The following is an 18,161-nucleotide window of genomic DNA, read 5'->3' on the forward strand; positions in this document are numbered from 1 at the left end:
ATCCGCCCGCGTCACCCCGCCGAAGACGCCGCCCCCAGTGCCCCTCTCGCCATCCGGTGCAGCAGCTCCGCCGTAGCCCCACGCCCGGGCAGCGACCCCGGCCGTCCCAGATGCGGTGTCGAGTTGAGCAGGCCGAACACCGAGTGGACCGCCGACCGCGCGCTGGGTTCGGCCAGGTCCGGGTACACGTCCCGGACGACCTCCACCCACAGTTCGACGTACTGGCGCTGGAGCTGGCGGACCAGCTTGCGGTCGGTGTCGCGGAGGCGGTCCAGTTCGCGGTCGTGGAGGGTGATCAGGGGGCGGTCGTCGAGGGCGAAGTCGATGTGGCCCTCGATGAGGGAGTCGAGGAGGGTCTCCGAGGAGGTCACGCCCTCCGCCTCGGCCAGCCGGCGCTTCGCGCCTGTCAGGAGCTGGCCGCTGATGCCGACCAGGAGTTCCGCGAGCATCGCGTCCTTGCCGGGGAAGTGGCGGTAGAGGCCGGGGCCGCTGATGCCGACCGCGGCGCCTATCTCGTCGACACCGACGCCGTGGAATCCCCGCTCGGCGAAGAGCCGCGCGGCCTCCTTGAGGATCTGCTCGCGGCGGGTGGGGGCGTCGGTTCTCGTGGTCATGAAAGCAATTCTAGACAGGGAGGTTAGCGGTCGTTAACCTGAAGGAAATGGTTAACGCTCATTAACAGTCGAGAGCAGCCGATCGCTGTGCGAGGGGACCACGGAATGCAAGAGGCACCGGAGCTGACGAGCGCGGCGGATCCCGCGTCGGAGGCGTGGCGGGCCAACGAGGCGGCGCACCGCGCGTTGGGCGAGGAGCTGCGCACCAAGCTGGCCGCGGCCCGGCTCGGCGGGGGTGAGCGGGCCCGGGAACGGCACACCGCGCGCGGCAAGCTGCTCCCCCGCGACCGCGTGGACACCCTGCTCGACCCCGGCTCGCCCTTCCTGGAGCTCGCTCCGCTGGCCGCGGACGGGATGTACGACGGGGCCGCCCCGGCCGCCGGTGTCATCGCCGGGATCGGGCGGGTGAGCGGGCGCGAGTGCGTGATCGTCGCCAATGACGCCACGGTCAAGGGCGGGACGTACTACCCGATGACCGTCAAGAAGCATCTGCGCTCCCAGGAGATCGCCCTGGAGAACCGGCTTCCCTGCATCTATCTCGTCGACTCCGGGGGTGCCTTCCTGCCGATGCAGGACGAGGTGTTCCCGGACCGCGAGCACTTCGGGCGGATCTTCTACAACCAGGCCCGGATGTCGGGGGCGGGGATTCCGCAGATCGCGGCCGTGCTCGGGTCGTGTACCGCCGGGGGCGCCTACGTCCCGGCGATGAGCGACGAAGCCGTCATCGTCCGGAATCAGGGGACTATCTTCCTCGGTGGGCCTCCCCTGGTGAAGGCCGCCACCGGTGAGGTCGTCACCGCCGAGGAGCTGGGCGGCGGCGACGTCCACGCGCGTGTGTCGGGCGTCACCGACCACCTCGCGGAGGACGACGCGCACGCGCTGCGGATCGTGCGGAACATCGCCGCCACGCTCCCCGCGCGCGGGCCCCTCCCGTGGGAGGTCACTGAAGCGGTGGAGCCGAAGGTCGACCCCTACGGGATCTACGGCGCCGTCCCGGTCGACTCCCGTACCCCCTACGACGTACGGGAGATCATCGCGCGCGTGGTCGACGGCTCCCGTTTCTCGGAGTTCAAGGCCGAGTTCGGGCAGACCCTGGTCACCGGCTTCGCCCGGATCCACGGCCACCCGGTCGGCATCGTCGCCAACAACGGCATCCTGTTCTCCGAATCCGCCCAGAAGGGCGCCCACTTCATCGAGCTGTGCGACCAGCGCGGCATCCCGCTCGTGTTCCTCCAGAACATCTCGGGGTTCATGGTCGGCAAGGACTACGAGGCGGGCGGCATCGCCAAGCACGGCGCCAAGATGGTCACCGCCGTCGCCTGCGCGCGCGTGCCGAAGCTGACGGTCGTGGTCGGCGGCTCGTACGGCGCGGGCAACTACTCGATGTGCGGCCGGGCCTACTCCCCGCGCTTCCTGTGGATGTGGCCCGGCGCCAAGATCTCCGTCATGGGCGGCGAGCAGGCCGCGTCGGTCCTCGCGACCGTCAAACGGGACCAGTTGGAGACGCGCGGCGAGTCCTGGCCCGCCGAGGACGAGGACGCCTTCAAGGACCCGATCCGGCAGCAGTACGAGCGCCAGGGCAACGCCTACTACGCGACCGCCCGCCTCTGGGACGACGGGGTCATCGACCCTCTGGAGACCCGCCAGGTGCTGGGTCTCGCCCTGACCGCCTGTGCCAACGCGCCGCTGGGGGACCCCCAGTTCGGCGTCTTCCGGATGTGATGAGGATGCCCGAGATGGTCGACACCTTCGCGATTCCCGGGACGCCCGAGGCACCCGGGATGTTCGACACGGTCCTGGTGGCCAACCGGGGCGAGATCGCGGTCCGCGTGATCCGCACCCTGCGCTCGCTCGGTGTGCGCTCGGTGGCCGTCTTCTCCGACGCCGACGCGGACGCCCGGCACGTCAGGGAGGCCGACACGGCGGTACGGATCGGTCCCGCAGCGGCGGCGGAAAGCTATCTGTCCGTGGAGCGGCTGCTGGAGGCCGCCGCCCGCACGGGCGCGCAGGCCGTGCACCCGGGGTACGGCTTCCTCGCCGAGAACGCGGCCTTCGCGCGCGCGTGCGCCGACGCCGGGCTGGTCTTCATCGGTCCCCCGGCGGACGCGATCGCCCTCATGGGCGACAAGATCCGCGCCAAGGAGACGGTGGAGGCGGCCGGTGTCCCGGTCGTCCCCGGCGGACGCGATCCTGAACTGGCCAAGGCGGCACACGAGTTGGGCGCCCCCGTCCTCCTCAAGCCGTCGGCCGGCGGTGGCGGCAAGGGCATGCGCCTGGTCCGCGACCTCACCCTCCTGGACGACGAGATCGCCGCCGCCCGCCGCGAGGCCCGCGCCTCCTTCGGCGACGACACCCTCCTGGTCGAGCGCTGGGTCGACCGCCCCCGCCACATCGAGATCCAGGTCCTGGCCGACGGCCACGGCAACGTCGTCCACCTCGGCGAACGCGAGTGCTCCCTGCAGCGCCGGCACCAGAAGGTCGTCGAGGAGGCCCCGAGCGTCCTCCTGGACGAGGCCACGCGCGCGGCGATGGGCGAGGCGGCTGTCCAGGCGGCCCGCTCGTGCGGGTACGCGGGCGCGGGCACGGTGGAGTTCATCGTCCCCGGGAACGACCCGTCGTCGTACTACTTCATGGAGATGAACACCCGCCTCCAAGTGGAGCATCCGGTAACGGAGTTGGTGACCGGGCTCGACCTGGTGGAGTGGCAGCTGCGGGTCGCGGCGGGCGAGCGGCTGCCCTTCGCGCAGGAGGACATCACGCTCACCGGGCACGCGGTCGAAGCGCGGATCTGCGCCGAGGACCCCGCGCGCGGGTTCCTCCCCTCCGGTGGCACCGTCCTGAAGCTGAACGAACCCTCCGGCGACGGCGTCCGCACCGACTCCGGGCTCTCCGAGGGCACCGAGGTCGGCAGCCTCTACGACCCGATGCTCTCCAAGGTCATCGCCTACGGCCCCGACCGCGCGACCGCGCTCCGGAAACTCCGGGCCGCCCTCGCGGACACGGTCACCCTGGGCGTGCCGACCAACGCCGGGTTCCTACGACGGCTGCTGGCCCATCCGGCCGTCGTGGCGGGCGAGTTGGACACCGGGCTCGTCGAGCGCGAGGCGGACTCCCTCATCGCGGACGAGGTCGCCGAGGAGGTCTACGAGGCGGCAGCCGCCGTACGGCTGGACGCGCTGCGGCCGACGGGTGAGGGCTGGACCGACCCGTTCTCGGTGCCCAGTGGGTGGCGGCTGGGCGGTGCTCCGAAGCCCGTCGGCTTCCAGCTGCGGGTGACCGAGCCCGTGGAGTACGTCCCGCGCGGCACCCACACGGTCACCGCCGACCAGGTCTCCGTCACCCTCGACGGGGTCCGGCACACCTTCCGTCGCGCCGGGGACTGGCTGGGCCGGGACGGGGACGCCTGGCAGGTGCGGGACCACGACCCGGTGGCCGCCTCGCTCAGTGGGGCCGACCGCTCCGGTGCCGGTTCGCTGACCGCGCCGATGCCGGGGACGGTGACCGTGGTGAAGGTCGCCGTAGGGGATCAAGTGACCGCCGGACAGAGCCTGTTGGTGGTCGAGGCGATGAAGATGGAGCACGTCGTCTCCGCGCCGCACGCCGGCACCGTCGCCGAACTCGACGTGACCCCCGGCGCGACGGTCGCCATGGACCAGGTCCTGGCGGTCGTCACACCCATGGTCGTCACACCTGCGGAGGAGGACCAGTGACACTCCCGATGGTCGTACCGGCCCCCGACCTGCCCGCGCGGGTGCGCATCCACGAGGTCGGGGCCCGTGACGGACTCCAGAACGAGAAGTCGACCGTGCCCACCGAGGTCAAGGCCGAGTTCATCCGGCGGCTGGCCGACGCGGGCCTGACCACGATCGAGGCCACCAGCTTCGTCCACCCCAAGTGGGTGCCCCAACTGGCCGACGCCGAGCAGCTGTTCCCGCTCGTGCGGGATCTGAAGGACGTACACCTGCCCGTTCTGGTGCCGAACGGCCGCGGTCTGGACCGGGCCCTGGCCCTGGACGCGACCCGGGTCGCGGTCTTCGCCAGCGCCACCGAGTCCTTCGCCAAGGCCAACCTCAACCGCACGGTGGACGAGTCGCTGACCGTGTTCGCCCCGGTCGTGGCCCGCGCCAAGGAGGCGGGCGCCCATGTGCGCGGCTATCTCTCCATGTGCTTCGGCGACCCCTGGGAGGGCGCGGTCCCCATCGCCCAAGTGGTGCGTGTCTGCCGGGCGCTGGTCGACATGGGCTGCGACGAGCTGAGCCTCGGCGACACGATCGGCGTGGCAACTCCCGGCCATGTCCTGGAACTTCTCTCCGCACTCAACGAACAGCGCGTCCCTACCGACGTGTTGGGGGTGCACTTCCACGACACCTACGGCCAGGCCCTCGCCAACACCCTGGCCGCCCTCCAGCACGGCGTCACCACCGTGGACGCCTCCGCGGGCGGCCTCGGCGGCTGTCCGTTCGCCAAGTCCGCCACCGGCAACCTCGCCACCGAGGACCTGGTGTGGATGCTCCAGGGTCTCGGCATCGACTCCGGAGTCGACCTCGGCCGTCTCACCGCCACCAGCGTGTGGATGGCCGAACAACTGGGCCGACCCAGCCCGTCCCGCACCGTTCGAGCACTCGGCAAAACGACACAGCCCCACAAGGAGCAGTGACCGCCATGGACCACCGTCTCTCCCCCGAGCTGGAAGAACTCCGCCGTACGGTCGAGGAGTTCGCGCACGACGTGGTGGCGCCGAAGATCGGCGACTTCTACGAACGGCACGAGTTCCCGTACGAGATCGTCCGCGAGATGGGCCGCATGGGCCTGTTCGGACTGCCGTTCCCCGAGGAGCACGGCGGGATGGGCGGCGACTATCTGGCGCTGGGCCTGGTCCTTGAGGAGCTGGCCCGGGTCGACTCGTCGGTCGCGATCACCCTGGAGGCGGGCGTCTCGCTCGGCGCGATGCCGATCCATCTCTTCGGCACCGACGCCCAGAAGGCCGAGTGGCTGCCCCGGCTGTGCTCCGGCGAGATCCTCGGCGCCTTCGGGCTGACCGAGCCGGACGGCGGCTCCGACGCGGGGGCGACGCGGACGACGGCCCGGCTCGACCCGGACACCGACGAGTGGGTGATCAACGGTTCGAAGTGCTTCATCACCAACTCCGGTACGGACATCACCGGTCTGGTGACGGTCACCGCGGTCACCGGCCGCAAGCCCGACGGCAAGCCGCTGATCTCGGCGATCATCGTGCCGTCCGGGACGCCAGGCTTCACGGTCGCGGCGCCGTACTCGAAGGTCGGCTGGAACGCCTCGGACACCCGGGAGCTGTCCTTCGCGGACGTCCGGGTCCCGGCGGCGAACCTGCTCGGTGAACAGGGCCGCGGCTACGCCCAGTTCCTGCGCATCCTCGACGAGGGCCGGATCGCCATCGCGGCTCTCGCCACCGGCCTCGCGCAGGGCTGTGTGGACGAGTCGGTGAAGTACGCCAAGGAGCGGCACGCGTTCGGGCGGCCGATCGGCGCCAACCAGGCCATCCAGTTCAAGATCGCCGACATGGAGATGAAGGCCCACACCGCCCGCCTCGCCTGGCGCGACGCGGCCTCCCGCCTGGTGGCGGGCGAGCCCTTCAAGAAGGAGGCGGCGCTCGCCAAGCTGTACTCCTCCACGATCGCCGTCGACAACGCCCGCGACGCCACGCAGGTGCACGGCGGCTACGGCTTCATGAACGAGTACCCGGTGGCCCGGATGTGGCGCGACTCCAAGATCCTGGAGATCGGCGAGGGCACCAGCGAGGTCCAACGGATGCTGATCGCGCGAGAGTTGGGCCTCGCGGGCTGACGGGCGGCTAGACCGGCTCGGGAGCCGGGCTGTCCAGGCCCACCGACAACTCCGCCGAGATCAGAGCCACATGCCGGTAGGCCCGCTCGGCGGCGGCCAGCACCCTTTCCTGTACGTCGCCTTCGCCGAGCGCGCGGTCGAGGCGCTCGGTGAGGGCCGCCCAGCGGGCACGGTCGCCGCTGCCGTAGTACGACGTACCGTTCCCGTCCCTGAGCCGGTACGCCTCGGTGACGTACCGGAGCAGGAAGCGGGCGCCGAGGGTGGAGCCCTCCAACACGTAGAGGAAGCCGAGGAGTTCGGTGGGTTCGGTGGCGGCGGTGCGCCGGATCTCGGCCGCGAACTCCTCGGCGGCCGGGCCGGGGCGGAGGACTGCGCCGAGGGCGAGGAAGTGGCGCAGGTCGCGTTCGAGGAACGGGAGTTTGGCCAGGTCGGGCGACCACACCGAGGCCACTGACGGGCAGGCGGCGCGGGCCAGTTCGGCTTCCAGTGTCGCCAGCACCACGCGGTAGGCGGTGAGTTGGCCGACGTAGCGGTCGAGCGGGAGGCCACCGGCGAGCATCGCGGTGGCGAATCCGGTGCGCTCCAGGGCTTCGTGCCAGGTACGGGTGCCGTTCCTCAGCCGTTGGGTCGCCCTGTCCGTCATAAGCCGCTCCGCTGCCGGACCGTCGCGAGCAGACGGTCGATGAGGTGGCCCTTGCGCTCGATCGTCACGTCGAAGTAGGCGGCGCTGCGGTCCGAGCGGCACACCCCGTGGACGGTGTCCTTCGCGGCGCGCTTGAGGGCCACGGCCTCCTCGGCGAGCGCGAGCAGCGTCCGCTCCAGGTGCGGGTGACCGAGAACGTACCGTTTGAACTCCGCCTCCGGCGGTGCGCCGTCGAGGAGTTCCAGGAGGACCCGGTTGCCGAGGCCGTCGAAGTCCTCGTGGGTGTTGGCGCCGCCGAGTTCCGGCACGAAGTCGGTCAGATCGTTGAACAGCTGGCTGGCGAGGCCGAGTTGGCGCATCGCGCCGTCCAGGGCGAGTCGCTCGTCCTCGACCACCCGCAGTCCCGCGAGCGCCGCGTCCAGCGGCATCCGGAACAGGGTGCCGGTCTTGAGGGCGGCCGTCTCCTCCCAGAAGCCGACCCGGACGGCGCGCGGCGCGGCCAGCAGCTCGGCGCGGGTGAGCGCCGTACGCGAGGACATGTCGACGGCCTGCCCGGTGAAGCCGTCGCCGACCGAGCGCACCAGGCTGTCCACGACGGCCGGGTCGGCCGCGTGCCGCAGCGCGGACATGATCAGCCAGGCGCCGGCGTTGAGGGCGAGCGGTGTGCCGTGGACGGCGTGGAGGGCGGCTTCGCCGTAGCGGACGTCGCTGCCGTCCTGGATGTCGTCGAGGGCGACGGCGGCCTTCAGCAGAATCCTTACGGCAACTGCCGTGCGGCGGACGACGGCCAGTTCGGCGGCCGTGTCGTCCCCCGCTGCCAACTCACCGGGAAAACCCCGGTAGTTGCGGTAGGCCCAGTAGACCATCGAGGGGCGCAGCGGAGCCCGGCCGCCGGGTGTCGCGGCGGTGGGGGGCAGCGCCTGCTGGCCGATCTTGGAACCGACGGCGTCGGCGACCGGTTCGTACAGGGACCGCCGTAGCGCCGTGCCGTAGACGGAGGCCGCCGCCCGCGCCGGGGCGGTCAGCGAGCCGAGGAACTCGGCGAGGTCGTCCTCCAGCAGTGCCGCGTCGCTCCGCACCACCGCGTCCACATCCGTCGCTTCCACCGTGGTAGCCACTCCACCTCCGAATGTCACCGAACATCAGTGCGCAGGGCTCGCTACGAACGAGCATGATCACAACGGACCGATGGGACAAGGTGGTTGAAAGCCAAAGTGCGCGGGGCGCGGGCGGCGGCCACCCCATCCACTGGACATTCAGTGAAGTTAGGCTAACCTACCTTCGAATTGTCCGGCGGGTGCTCCGCCCTGTTCGAAAGCAGCCACACATGTCCAACGCCCGTGCCACCCACCTCTCCCGCCGCGGCATCCTCGCCGCGGGCGGCGCCCTCGGCCTCGGCGCCGTACTCGCGGCCTGCGGCAACGACGACGCGAAAAGCGGTGGCTCGGACAAGGAGACGACGGCCGCGAAGTCCGGGCCGTGGAGCTTCAAGGACGACCGCGGCCAGACCGCGAAGACCGACAGGATCCCGGCGAACATCGTCTCCTTCATCGGTGTCGCCGCCGCGCTGCACGACTACGGCATCGAGTCCAAGGGCGTCTTCGGCCCGACGAAGCTGAAGGACGGCAAGGCCGACGTGCAGGCCGGCGACCTGGACATCGGCAAGGTCACGATCATCGGCAACGAGTGGGGCCAGTTCAACATCGAGAAGTACGCGGCCCTCTCCCCCGACGTTCTCATCACCACGATGTTCGACGCGGCCGGCACGCTCTGGTACGTCCCGGAGGAGTCGAAGAAGAAGATCCTCGCCGTGGGCGCGCCGACCGTCGGCATCTCGGTGTACGACGTCCAGCTGCCGGCGCCGCTCGCGCGCATGCTGGAGCTCGCCAAGTCCCTTGGCGCGGACACCACTTCTTCTACGATCACCTCGGCCAAGAAGCGGTTCGAGGACGCGGCGGCCCGGCTGCGCGCCGCCGCCAGGGCCAAGCCGGACATCAAGGTCCTCGCCGGTTCCGCGAGCCAGGACATCTTCTACGTCTCCGGGTCCAACCTCTCCGTCGACCTGGAGTACTACAAGGCTCTGGGCGTGAACTTCGTCGAGCCGTCGGCGGCCGCGCTCAAGGCGAGCGGTGGCTGGTACGAGAACCTGAGCTGGGAGAACGTCGACAAGTACGGTGCGGACATCATCATGATGGACAACCGGACGTCGGCGATTCAGCCCGCGGACATCGCTGAGGGCACATGGAAGAAGCTGCCTGCGGTGAAGGCGAACCAGGTGATCGCGCGCAATCCTGAGCCGATTCTGTCGTACGCGAAGTGTGCGCCGCTGCTTGAGGATCTGGCTAAGGCGATCGAGAACGCGAAGAAGGTCAGCTGAGTTTTTTGGGGGGGGTCACTTTCGTGGGGAGCTGCGGGCCGGTGGCGGCTGGTCGCGCCCACGCGGCGGAGCCGCAAATCAGATACAGCCCCGCGCCCCTTTGGGGCGCCCTCCTCCCGTTTCTTTGAAGGAACCCCATGACCGGCCCGTTCCGCTTCTTCTCTCTCCACGTCTTGCGGACGGAGCGGCTCGGGCCGTCTCTCGTTCGTGTCTCCTTCGGTGGGGACGACCTGGCGTGCTTCTTTTCCGACGGGTGCGATCAGTCCTTGTCGCTCTTCCTGCCGCAGCCCGGCCAGTCCGAGCCCGCCGTGCCCTACGCGCTCGGGGACGGGTGGTGGCAGGCGTGGCGTGAACTCCCGGGCGACGTACGGGCGGTGATGCGGTCGTACACGCTTCGCGCGCTGCGACGCGAACCCGACGAGATCGACATCGACTTCGTGCTGCACGAACCCGCCGGGCCCGCCTCCCGGTGGGCCTCCCGTGCCTCCGCGGGGGACCGGGTCGTGCTGCTCGGGCCGGGTGTCGCGGACAATCGGGCGATTCGGTTCCGGCCGCCGGAGGACGCCGATCTCGTGGTCCTCTGGGGCGACGAGACCGCCGTGCCGGCTGTGTCCGCCATCCTCGAAGCGCTGCCCGCGGGCATGCGTGCGCGGGTGTGGCTGGAGGTCCAACACACAGGGGACATCCAGGACTTGGCGACCGGGGCCGACGCCGACGTCACCTGGCTGGTGCGGGAGAACGAGGGCGCCGAGGGGTCCCCCATGGCCCTCGACGCCCTGCGCGCGGCCCAACTCCCGCCCGCCGAGCGGCCGTACGTGTGGATCGCGGGCGAGTCCGGTCAAGTGAAGGCGTTGCGGCGGCACTTCGTGGGTGAGCGCGGGCTCGACCGGCGGCGGGTGACCTTCGTGGGGTACTGGCGGCAGGGGCTCAACGAGGAGCAGCTGCGCGAAGCCGGGTGAGGCGCGAGTGACGCCAGTCACGGGTGGGGCGGGTTTCGCAGAAGTTAAGTTAGGTTAGCCTTACCTAAGTTCAAGCCCGTCCCCACCCCGGAGGACCCCCACATGCGCTCGCACCTGCTCAATGACACGACTGCGGAGCACTACCGCCGCTCCGTGACTCAAGGCGTGGAGCGGGTGGCGGCCAAACTCGCCACCACAGAACGGCCGTTCACCGGCGTCACGGTCGACGCCCTCTCCCCCCTCGTCGACCGCATCGACCTCGACCGCCCGCTCCACGACACCGCCGCGGTGCTCGACGAACTGGACGAGGTCTATCTGCGGGACGCGATCTACTTCCACCACCCCCGCTATCTCGCCCACCTCAACTGCCCGGTCGTCATTCCCGCGGTGCTCGGTGAGGCGGTGCTCTCCGCCGTCAACTCCTCCCTGGACACCTGGGACCAGTCGGCCGGCGGCACCCTCATCGAGCGCAAGCTGATCGACTGGACGAACGAGCGGATCGGCCTCGGGCCGCACGCCGACGGGGTGTTCACCTCCGGTGGCAGCCAGTCCAACCTCCAGGCGCTGCTGCTGGCCCGCGAGGAGTCGAAGACCGACAGCCTGGCCAAACTGCGTGTCTTCGCCTCCGAGGTCAGCCACTTCAGCGTGAAGAAGTCCGCGAAACTGCTGGGCCTTGGGCAGGACGCCGTCGTGTCGATACCCGTCGGCGCCGACAAGCGGATGCAGACGGTCGCGCTCGCACGGGAGTTGGAGCGCTGCAAGAGCGCCGGGCTCGTGCCCATGGCCGTCGTCGCCACCGCCGGCACCACCGACTTCGGCTCCATCGACCCATTGCCCGAAATCGCCGCGCTGTGCGAGCAGTTCGGGGTGTGGATGCACGTCGACGCGGCCTACGGCTGCGGGCTGCTCGCCTCCCTCAAGCACCGGAGCCGCATCGACGGCATCGAGCGCGCCGACTCGGTCACCGTGGACTACCACAAGTCCTTCTTCCAGCCGGTGAGTTCGTCCGCCCTGCTGGTCCGCGACGCCGACACCCTGCGCCACGCGACCTACCACGCGGAGTACCTCAACCCGCGCCGCACGGTGCAGGAGCGCATCCCCAACCAGGTCGACAAGTCCCTGCAGACCACCCGCCGTTTCGACGCGCTCAAGCTGTGGATGACGCTACGGGTGATGGGCGCCGACGGCATCGGCCAGCTCTTCGACGAGGTCTGCGACCTGGCGGAGGAAGGGTGGCGACTCCTTGCCGCCGACCCGCGGTTCGACGTGGTCGTCGAGCCCTCGCTCTCCACCCTCGTCTACCGCTACGTCCCGGCCGCCGTCACCGACCCGGCGGAGATCGACCGGGCCAACCTGTACGCCCGCAAGGCCCTGTTCGCCTCCGGTGACGCGGTGGTCGCGGGCACCAAGGTCGCGGGCCGCCACTACCTGAAGTTCACCCTGCTCAACCCCGAGACGACGGCCGACGACATCGCCGCCGTCCTCGACCTGATCGCCGGCCACGCCGAGCAGTACCTGGGAGACTCCCTTGACCGCGCTTCCTGAACCCGCCGGCAGGACCTACGACTTCGTGGGGATCGGGCTCGGGCCCTTCAACCTCGGCCTCGCCTGCCTCACCGAGCCGATCGCCGAACTCGACGGGATCTTCCTGGACTCGAAGCCCGACTTCGAGTGGCACGCCGGCATGTTCCTCGACGGCGCCCACCTCCAGACCCCGTTCATGTCCGACCTGGTCACCCTCGCCGACCCGACCTCGCCGTACTCCTTCCTCAACTACCTGAAGGAGAAGGGGCGTCTGTACCCCTTCTACATCCGCGAGAACTTCTATCCGCTGCGCGTCGAGTACGACGACTACTGCCGGTGGGCCGCCAACAGGCTCACCAACGTGCGCTTCGGCACGACGGTCGACGAAGTGACGTACGAGGACGGGGTCTACGTCGTGCGGACCGAGGCCGGTTACCTCTACCGCGCCCGGCACCTGGTCCTCGGCACCGGCACCCCGCCCTATCTCCCGGAGGCCGTCGCCGGTCTGGGCGGCGACTTCATCCACAACTCCCGCTATGTGCAGCACAAAGCGGAGCTGCAGGCCAAGGAGTCGATCACGCTGGTCGGCAGCGGGCAGTCCGCCGCCGAGATCTACTACGACCTGCTCAGTGAGATCGACGTCCACGGCTACGAGTTGAACTGGGTGACGCGCTCGCCGCGCTTCTTCCCGCTGGAGTACACGAAACTCACGCTGGAGATGACCTCCCCGGAGTACATCGACTACTTCCACGCGCTGCCGGAGCAGACCCGCTACCGCCTCACGGCCGAGCAGAAGGGCCTCTTCAAGGGCATCGACGGCGACCTCGTCAACGACATCTTCGACCTGCTCTACCAGAAGAAGGTCGGCGGGCCCGTTCCTACCCGGCTGCTCACCAACTCCTCGCTGAACGAAGCCACTTACCGCGACGGCGTCTACGAACTCGGTCTGCGTCAGGAGGAACAGGAGAAGGACTACACGCTGCGCTCGCAGGGCCTGATCCTCGCCACCGGCTACAAGTACGCCGAGCCGGAGTTCCTCAAGCCCGTGCACGAGCGCCTGCGTTACGACGCGCGGGGCAACTTCGACATCGCCCGCAACTACTCCATCGACACCACGGGCCGGGGCGTCTTCCTCCAGAACGCCGGCGTCCACGCGCACAGCATCACGTCCCCGGACCTGGGCATGGGCGCGTACCGCAACTCGTACATCATCCGTGAGCTGCTCGGCACCGAGTACTACCCGGTCGAACAGACCATCGCGTTCCAGGAGTTCGCCGTATGACCTTCACCTTCCGCGCCCTCGACCCGCTCCGGGACGCAGAGTTGCTGCACCGGTGGCTCACCCATCCCAAGGCCGCGTTCTGGATGATGCAGGACGCGAAGCTGGAGGACGTCGAGCGCGCCTACATGGAGATCGCGGCCGACGAGCACCAGCACGCGCTGCTCGGGCTCCAGGACGGGGTGCCCGTCTTCCTGATGGAGTACTACGACCCGCGGTACCGCGAACTGGTCGGACTGTACGAGCCGTTGGCCGGTGACGTCGGCATGCACTTCCTGACGCCGGCCACCGCGACGCCCGTCCACGGCTTCACCCGTGCGGTGATCACCGCCGTGCTGGCCCGCCTCTTCGAGGACCCGGCCGTCGCACGGGTCGTCGTGGAGCCGGACGTGTCCAACACCGCCGTGCACGCACTGAACGAAGCGGTCGGGTTCGTGCCCGAGCGCGAGATCCAGAAGCCGGAGAAGAAAGCCTTGTTGAGCTTCTGCACACGGGAACAGTTCCTGACCGCGACGGCCGCGGCGGCGGTGACCGCATGACTCTCGCCGACGCCGTGGCCCACCTCTCCCCCGAGCGCTGGGAGAAGGCCAACCGCCAGCTGATCCGCAAGGCCCTCGCCGAGTTCGCGCACGAGCGGCTGATCACTCCCGAACCGGTCGAGAAGGACGGGGACTTGTACGTCGTCCGCAGCGACGACGGTCTGACGCGCTACCGGTTCACCGCCACCCGGCGCGCCCTCGACCACTGGCAGGTCGACGCCGACTCCATCAGCCGGCACCGCGACGGCGTCGAACTCCCGCTGGCCGCCATGGAGTTCTTCATCGAGCTGCAGAAGTCGCTCGGGCTGAGCGAGGCGGTCCTGCCGGTCTATCTGGAGGAGATCTCCTCCACCCTGTCCGGCACCTGCTACAAGCTCACCAAGCCGCAGCTCCCGGTCGCCGAGCTGGTGACGAGCGGCTTCCAGGCCATCGAGACGGGGATGACCGAGGGCCACCCCTGCTTCGTCGCCAACAACGGGCGGCTCGGCTTCGGCGTCCACGAGTACCTGTCGTACGCCCCCGAGACCGCGAGCCCGGTCCGGCTGGTCTGGCTGGCCGCGCACCGCTCACGGGCGGCGTTCACGGCGGGCGTGGGCATCGAGTACGAGTCCTTCCTCCGGGACGAGCTGGGAGGTGTGACGCTGAACCGTTTCCGCGAGGCACTTCTCGAGAAGGACCTCGACCCCGACGACTACCTCCTCATCCCCGTCCACCCCTGGCAGTGGTGGAACAAGCTCACCGTCACCTTCGCCGCCGAGGTCGCCCGCGGCCACCTCGTCTGCCTCGGCGAGGGCGACGACGAGTACCTCGCCCAGCAGTCCATCCGGACCTTCTTCAACAGGTCGAACCCCGGGAAGCACTACGTGAAGACGGCCCTGTCCGTCATCAACATGGGCTTCATGCGCGGGCTTTCGGCCGCCTACATGGAGGCGACCCCGGCGATCAACGACTGGCTCGCCCAACTCATCGACAACGACCCGGTGTTGAAGTCCACCGGCCTGTCGATCATCCGCGAGCGGGCCGCCGTCGGCTACCGGCACCTGGAGTACGAGGCGGCGACCGACCGCTACTCGCCGTACCGCAAGATGCTCGCCGCCCTGTGGCGCGAGAGCCCGGTCTCCTCGCTCCGGGACGGCGAGTCCCTGGCGACGATGGCCTCGCTGGTGCACCTCGACCACGAGGACGCGTCCTTCGCCGGCGCGCTGATCGAGCGCTCGGGGCTGGCCCCGGTGGAGTGGCTGCGGCGCTATCTGCGGGCGTACTTCACCCCGCTGCTGCACAGCTTCTACGCCTACGACCTGGTGTTCATGCCGCACGGCGAGAACGTGATCCTCGTCCTGAAGGACGGTGTCGTCCAGCGCGCGATCTACAAGGACATCGCCGAGGAGATCGCCGTCATGGACCCGGACGCGGTGCTGCCGCCGACCGTGGACCGGCTGCGGGTCGAGGTCCCCGAGGACAAGAAGCTGCTGTCGATCTTCACCGACGTCTTCGACTGCTTCTTCCGCTTCCTCGCCTCCAACCTGGCCGCCGAAGGCGTCCTGGCGGAGGACGACTTCTGGCGAACGGTCGCGGAGGTCACCCGCGAGTACCAGGACTCGGCGCCCGAACTCGCCGACAAGTTCCGGCAGTACGACATGTTCGCCCCGGAGTTCTCGCTGTCCTGCCTCAACCGGCTCCAGCTGCGCAACAACGAGCAGATGGTGGACCTGGCGGACCCCTCCGGCGCGCTCCAGCTCGTCGGCACCCTGAAGAACCCCGTCGCCGGGTTCTGACCCACAGAGCAGGCGGGCACCCCGGAGTACGGTCCTCCGGGGTGCCCGCCCTCAGGTCAGAAAACAACTACCTTCCGGGCCAAGGGACTTGGGGCGACCGGTAGTAGTCGATCCCGAGCGCGTCCCAGCGCGGGGCCTGCGCCGCGAGCCGCACCTTGTAGGTGTCCCAGTCGTGCGTCGAGGCAGGCGACCAGCCCAGCTCGGCCACGCCGGGCAGCCTCGGGAAGGCCATGTAGTCGATGTTCGCGCCGGTCACGATGGTCTCCGACCACAGCGGTGCCTCGACGCCCCGGATCGCCGAACCCGGCACCCCGGCGAGGTAGTTGCCCGGGTCCCAGTCGTAGGACCGCCTCACCTCGACCAGGCCCGCCCAGTCCTGGCCGAGCGGGGTGTCCTCGGTGTACTTCATGTCGAGGTAGACCCGGTCGGCGGGCGAGAGGATCAGCCCGGTGCCGTTCTTCGCGGCCTCGGCGACCTGCGCCTTCTCGGCGGCGTCGGTGTCGTCGAGACCCCAGTACTGGGCGAGGGCGCCCTTGATCGGATGCGCTCCGGTGATCTGGTGCCAGGCGATCACCGTCTTTCCGTACTTGGCGACGATCGGCTGCACCCTGTCCATGAACTTGACGTAGTCCTCATGGCTGGTGGAGTGCGCCTCGTCGCCGCCGATGTGCAGATAGCGGCCCGGGGTGAGCGCGGCCAGCTCGCGGATCACGTCGTCCACGAAGCTGTACGTGACGTCCTTGCCGACGCACAGCGAGCTGAAGCCGACGTCCGTGCCCGTGTAGAGCGGGGGTGCCACGCCGTCGCAGTTCAGGTCGGCGTAGGAGGCGAGGACCGCGTTGGTGTGGCCGGGCATGTCGATCTCGGGGACCACTTCGAGGAAGCGGGAGGAGGCGTAGCGGACGATCTCCTTGTAGTCGTCCTTGGTGTAGTAGCCGCCCGCGCCGCCGCCGACCTCGGTCGAGCCGCCGTAAGTCGCCAGCCGGGGCCAGGAGTTGATCGCGATGCGCCAGCCCTGGTCGTCGCTGAGGTGCAGATGCAGTTCGTTGATCTTGTAGAGCGCCAACTCGTCGATGTAGCGCTTGACCTGGGCGACCGTGAAGAAGTGCCGGGAGACGTCGAGCATCGCGCCGCGGTAGGCGTAGCGCGGGGAGTCCTCGATGGTGCCGCCCGCGATCCGCCAGGGCCCGCGCTGCACGGAGTCCTTCTCGACGGCGGCGGGCAGGAGTTGGCGCAGGGTCTGGACGCCGTGGAAGAGCCCGGCCGGCCTGCTCGCGGTGATGGTGACACCGGAGGTCCCGCTGACCAGCCGGTAGCCCTCGGCGCCGAACGTGCCCTTGGCCAGCCGGAGTTGGATGCCGCCCTTGCCCCGCGAGGTGACCGGCAGCCGGTAGCCGGTGGAGGGGCGCAGGATGCCCGCGAGGTACTCGCCGATCCGGCGCGACTCGCGTGACTCGCCGACGCGGATACGGGTGGCGCTCGTGATCCGGTACGGCTGTCCTCCGGGGGTGACGGACGCGGGTGCCGGGACCACCCGGCCCAGCGGGGTGACGGCGGGGGGTTCGGCGGAGGGTGCGGCGCCTACGACGGACACGCTCGCGGCGGCGACGAGCAGCAGCGAACCGAAGAGGCGGGTCGTTCTGTGGCGCTGTCTCACAAGGTGTCTCACAAGCGGTCCCTTCCATGCAGCCCGACAGGTACAGACCATTCTGTCGTCAAGGCGATGGAACAATCCCTCCTATGGCGGAAATCATCCAGAAGGACGGCACCTGGATCTTCGACGGCGACGCCCTGCGGCTGACTCCCGGACGGGACAGGAACGTCGGCCTGTTCCTCCGGACGCTGGGCGAACTCGTCGTTCCCCTGGGCGCGTTGGCGGGCGTCTCGTTCGAACAGGGCCGGAAGTCTGGGCGGCTGCGGCTGCGGCTGCGCGACGGCGCCGACCCGCTGCTGCACGCCACCGGCGGCCGGCTCGCCGAGGGCGACGACCCCTATCAACTCACCGTGGAATCGGACCGGTACGGCGTCGCCGAGTACTTCGTGGACGAGGTACGGGGCGCCCTGCTGCTCGACCAGGTACCGGCCGACCCGGTCGACGAGTACCTGCTGCCCGGCCCGGCCGTGCCGCTGTCCGTCTCCGCCGGGGACGGCACGGCGAGCTTCGACGGCGAGTACGTACGGCTGGAGTGGAACTGGAAGACCGAGGACGCCAAGTCCGCCGCCGGCGCCCGCACCCTCGCCGTCACGGACCTCGTCGGTGTGGAGTGGCGGCCGTCGGCCGGTCTGGAGAACGGCTACATCCGTTTCACGGTGCGCCACGCGCCGACCAAGGCGCCGCCCAAGTACGACCCCAACTCCGTCGAGCTGTGGGGCTTCAAGAAGGACCCGCTGATGGCCCTGATCGCCGCGGCCGTCCAGGCCCGGCTCCCGCACCCCGCCGCCGAGCCGGACGTACGACCCGAACGGGCCGCGCACGAGCGGCAGTTGACGGCCGCCGCGGAGGACGGCCATGACGCGCTGCTGCGGCGGCTGCGGGAACTCGGCGAACTGCACCGGGACGGGGTGCTCACGGACGAGGAGTTCACGATGGCCAAACAGGCGGTCCTCAAACACATGTGAGAACCGCCT

Annotated in this window: 15 protein-coding genes; 11 read left to right on the top strand and 4 right to left on the bottom strand. The window is 69.7% G+C overall.

Annotation, left to right across the window (positions count from 1 at the left end):
- Positions 1-11: 11 nt before the first annotated feature.
- Positions 12-614, bottom strand: a complete 603-nt coding sequence (locus tag ACWDEW_RS10440) for an SACE_7040 family transcriptional regulator (protein ID WP_450511490.1) — start codon at positions 612-614, stop codon at positions 12-14.
- 105 nt (positions 615-719) lie between these two features.
- Here ACWDEW_RS10440 and ACWDEW_RS10445 point away from each other — a divergent pair, with 105 nt between their 5' ends.
- From ACWDEW_RS10445 to ACWDEW_RS10460, 4 genes are read left to right on the top strand one after another with little or no spacing between them, the layout of a single operon-like run.
- Positions 720-2,336, top strand: coding sequence for a carboxyl transferase domain-containing protein (locus tag ACWDEW_RS10445; protein ID WP_450511492.1), 1,617 nt, complete (start codon positions 720-722; stop codon positions 2,334-2,336).
- A 59-nt stretch (positions 2,337-2,395) separates the two neighbouring features.
- The gene (locus ACWDEW_RS10450; protein ID WP_450511917.1) at positions 2,396-4,324 is read left to right on the top strand and encodes an acetyl/propionyl/methylcrotonyl-CoA carboxylase subunit alpha; all 1,929 of its coding nucleotides are present in this window, start codon (positions 2,396-2,398) and stop codon (positions 4,322-4,324) included.
- 8 nt (positions 4,325-4,332) lie between these two features.
- Positions 4,333-5,271, top strand: coding sequence for a hydroxymethylglutaryl-CoA lyase (locus ACWDEW_RS10455; protein WP_450511919.1), 939 nt, complete (start codon positions 4,333-4,335; stop codon positions 5,269-5,271).
- Between the two features lie 5 nt (positions 5,272-5,276).
- Positions 5,277-6,437, top strand: a complete 1,161-nt coding sequence (locus tag ACWDEW_RS10460; RefSeq protein ID WP_399118036.1) for an acyl-CoA dehydrogenase family protein — start codon at positions 5,277-5,279, stop codon at positions 6,435-6,437.
- Between the two features lie 7 nt (positions 6,438-6,444).
- Here ACWDEW_RS10460 and ACWDEW_RS10465 read toward each other — a convergent pair whose 3' ends face one another.
- Entirely contained in the window at positions 6,445-7,080 is a 636-nt protein-coding gene (locus ACWDEW_RS10465; protein ID WP_450511494.1) for a biliverdin-producing heme oxygenase, read from the bottom strand.
- Positions 7,077-8,198, bottom strand: coding sequence for a polyprenyl synthetase family protein (locus tag ACWDEW_RS10470; protein WP_450511496.1), 1,122 nt, complete (start codon positions 8,196-8,198; stop codon positions 7,077-7,079). Before ACWDEW_RS10470 ends, ACWDEW_RS10465 begins: the two co-directional genes overlap by 4 nt.
- Positions 8,199-8,407: 209 nt before the next feature.
- Here ACWDEW_RS10470 and ACWDEW_RS10475 point away from each other — a divergent pair, with 209 nt between their 5' ends.
- From ACWDEW_RS10475 to ACWDEW_RS10500, 6 genes are all read left to right on the top strand, one after another.
- Positions 8,408-9,457, top strand: a complete 1,050-nt coding sequence (locus ACWDEW_RS10475) for an ABC transporter substrate-binding protein (protein ID WP_450511498.1) — start codon at positions 8,408-8,410, stop codon at positions 9,455-9,457.
- Between the two features lie 137 nt (positions 9,458-9,594).
- Complete coding sequence (locus ACWDEW_RS10480) at positions 9,595-10,416, top strand: siderophore-interacting protein (RefSeq protein ID WP_450511500.1); 822 nt, start codon at positions 9,595-9,597, stop codon at positions 10,414-10,416.
- A 102-nt stretch (positions 10,417-10,518) separates the two neighbouring features.
- Positions 10,519-11,961 carry a lysine decarboxylase DesA gene (gene desA / locus ACWDEW_RS10485; protein WP_450511502.1) on the top strand — a complete coding sequence of 481 codons (1,443 nt, stop codon included), beginning with the start codon at positions 10,519-10,521 and terminating at the stop codon, positions 11,959-11,961.
- Positions 11,945-13,222: a lysine N(6)-hydroxylase/L-ornithine N(5)-oxygenase family protein gene (locus ACWDEW_RS10490; RefSeq protein WP_450511504.1), complete on the top strand. Its 1,278-nt coding sequence runs from the start codon at positions 11,945-11,947 to the stop codon at positions 13,220-13,222. The genes desA and ACWDEW_RS10490 overlap by 17 nt, the downstream gene beginning before the upstream one ends.
- Positions 13,219-13,758 (top strand): GNAT family N-acetyltransferase, encoded by a 540-nt coding sequence (locus tag ACWDEW_RS10495; RefSeq protein ID WP_450511506.1) that lies wholly within the window; start codon positions 13,219-13,221, stop codon positions 13,756-13,758. Before ACWDEW_RS10490 ends, ACWDEW_RS10495 begins: the two co-directional genes overlap by 4 nt.
- On the top strand, positions 13,755-15,533 hold the full coding sequence (locus tag ACWDEW_RS10500; protein WP_450511508.1) for an IucA/IucC family protein: 1,779 nt from the start codon (positions 13,755-13,757) through the stop codon (positions 15,531-15,533). The genes ACWDEW_RS10495 and ACWDEW_RS10500 overlap by 4 nt, the downstream gene beginning before the upstream one ends.
- A 67-nt stretch (positions 15,534-15,600) precedes the next feature.
- On the opposite strand, the gene ACWDEW_RS10505 is transcribed toward ACWDEW_RS10500, so the two are convergent.
- Positions 15,601-17,190 (bottom strand): beta-N-acetylhexosaminidase, encoded by a 1,590-nt coding sequence (locus ACWDEW_RS10505; RefSeq protein WP_450511510.1) that lies wholly within the window; start codon positions 17,188-17,190, stop codon positions 15,601-15,603.
- A gap of 83 nt (positions 17,191-17,273) precedes the next feature.
- Here ACWDEW_RS10505 and ACWDEW_RS10510 point away from each other — a divergent pair, with 83 nt between their 5' ends.
- Positions 17,274-18,152: a DUF4429 domain-containing protein gene (locus ACWDEW_RS10510; protein ID WP_450511512.1), complete on the top strand. Its 879-nt coding sequence runs from the start codon at positions 17,274-17,276 to the stop codon at positions 18,150-18,152.
- Positions 18,153-18,161 lie beyond the last annotated feature (9 nt).

Source organism: Streptomyces sp. NPDC001100, from assembly GCF_053598575.1.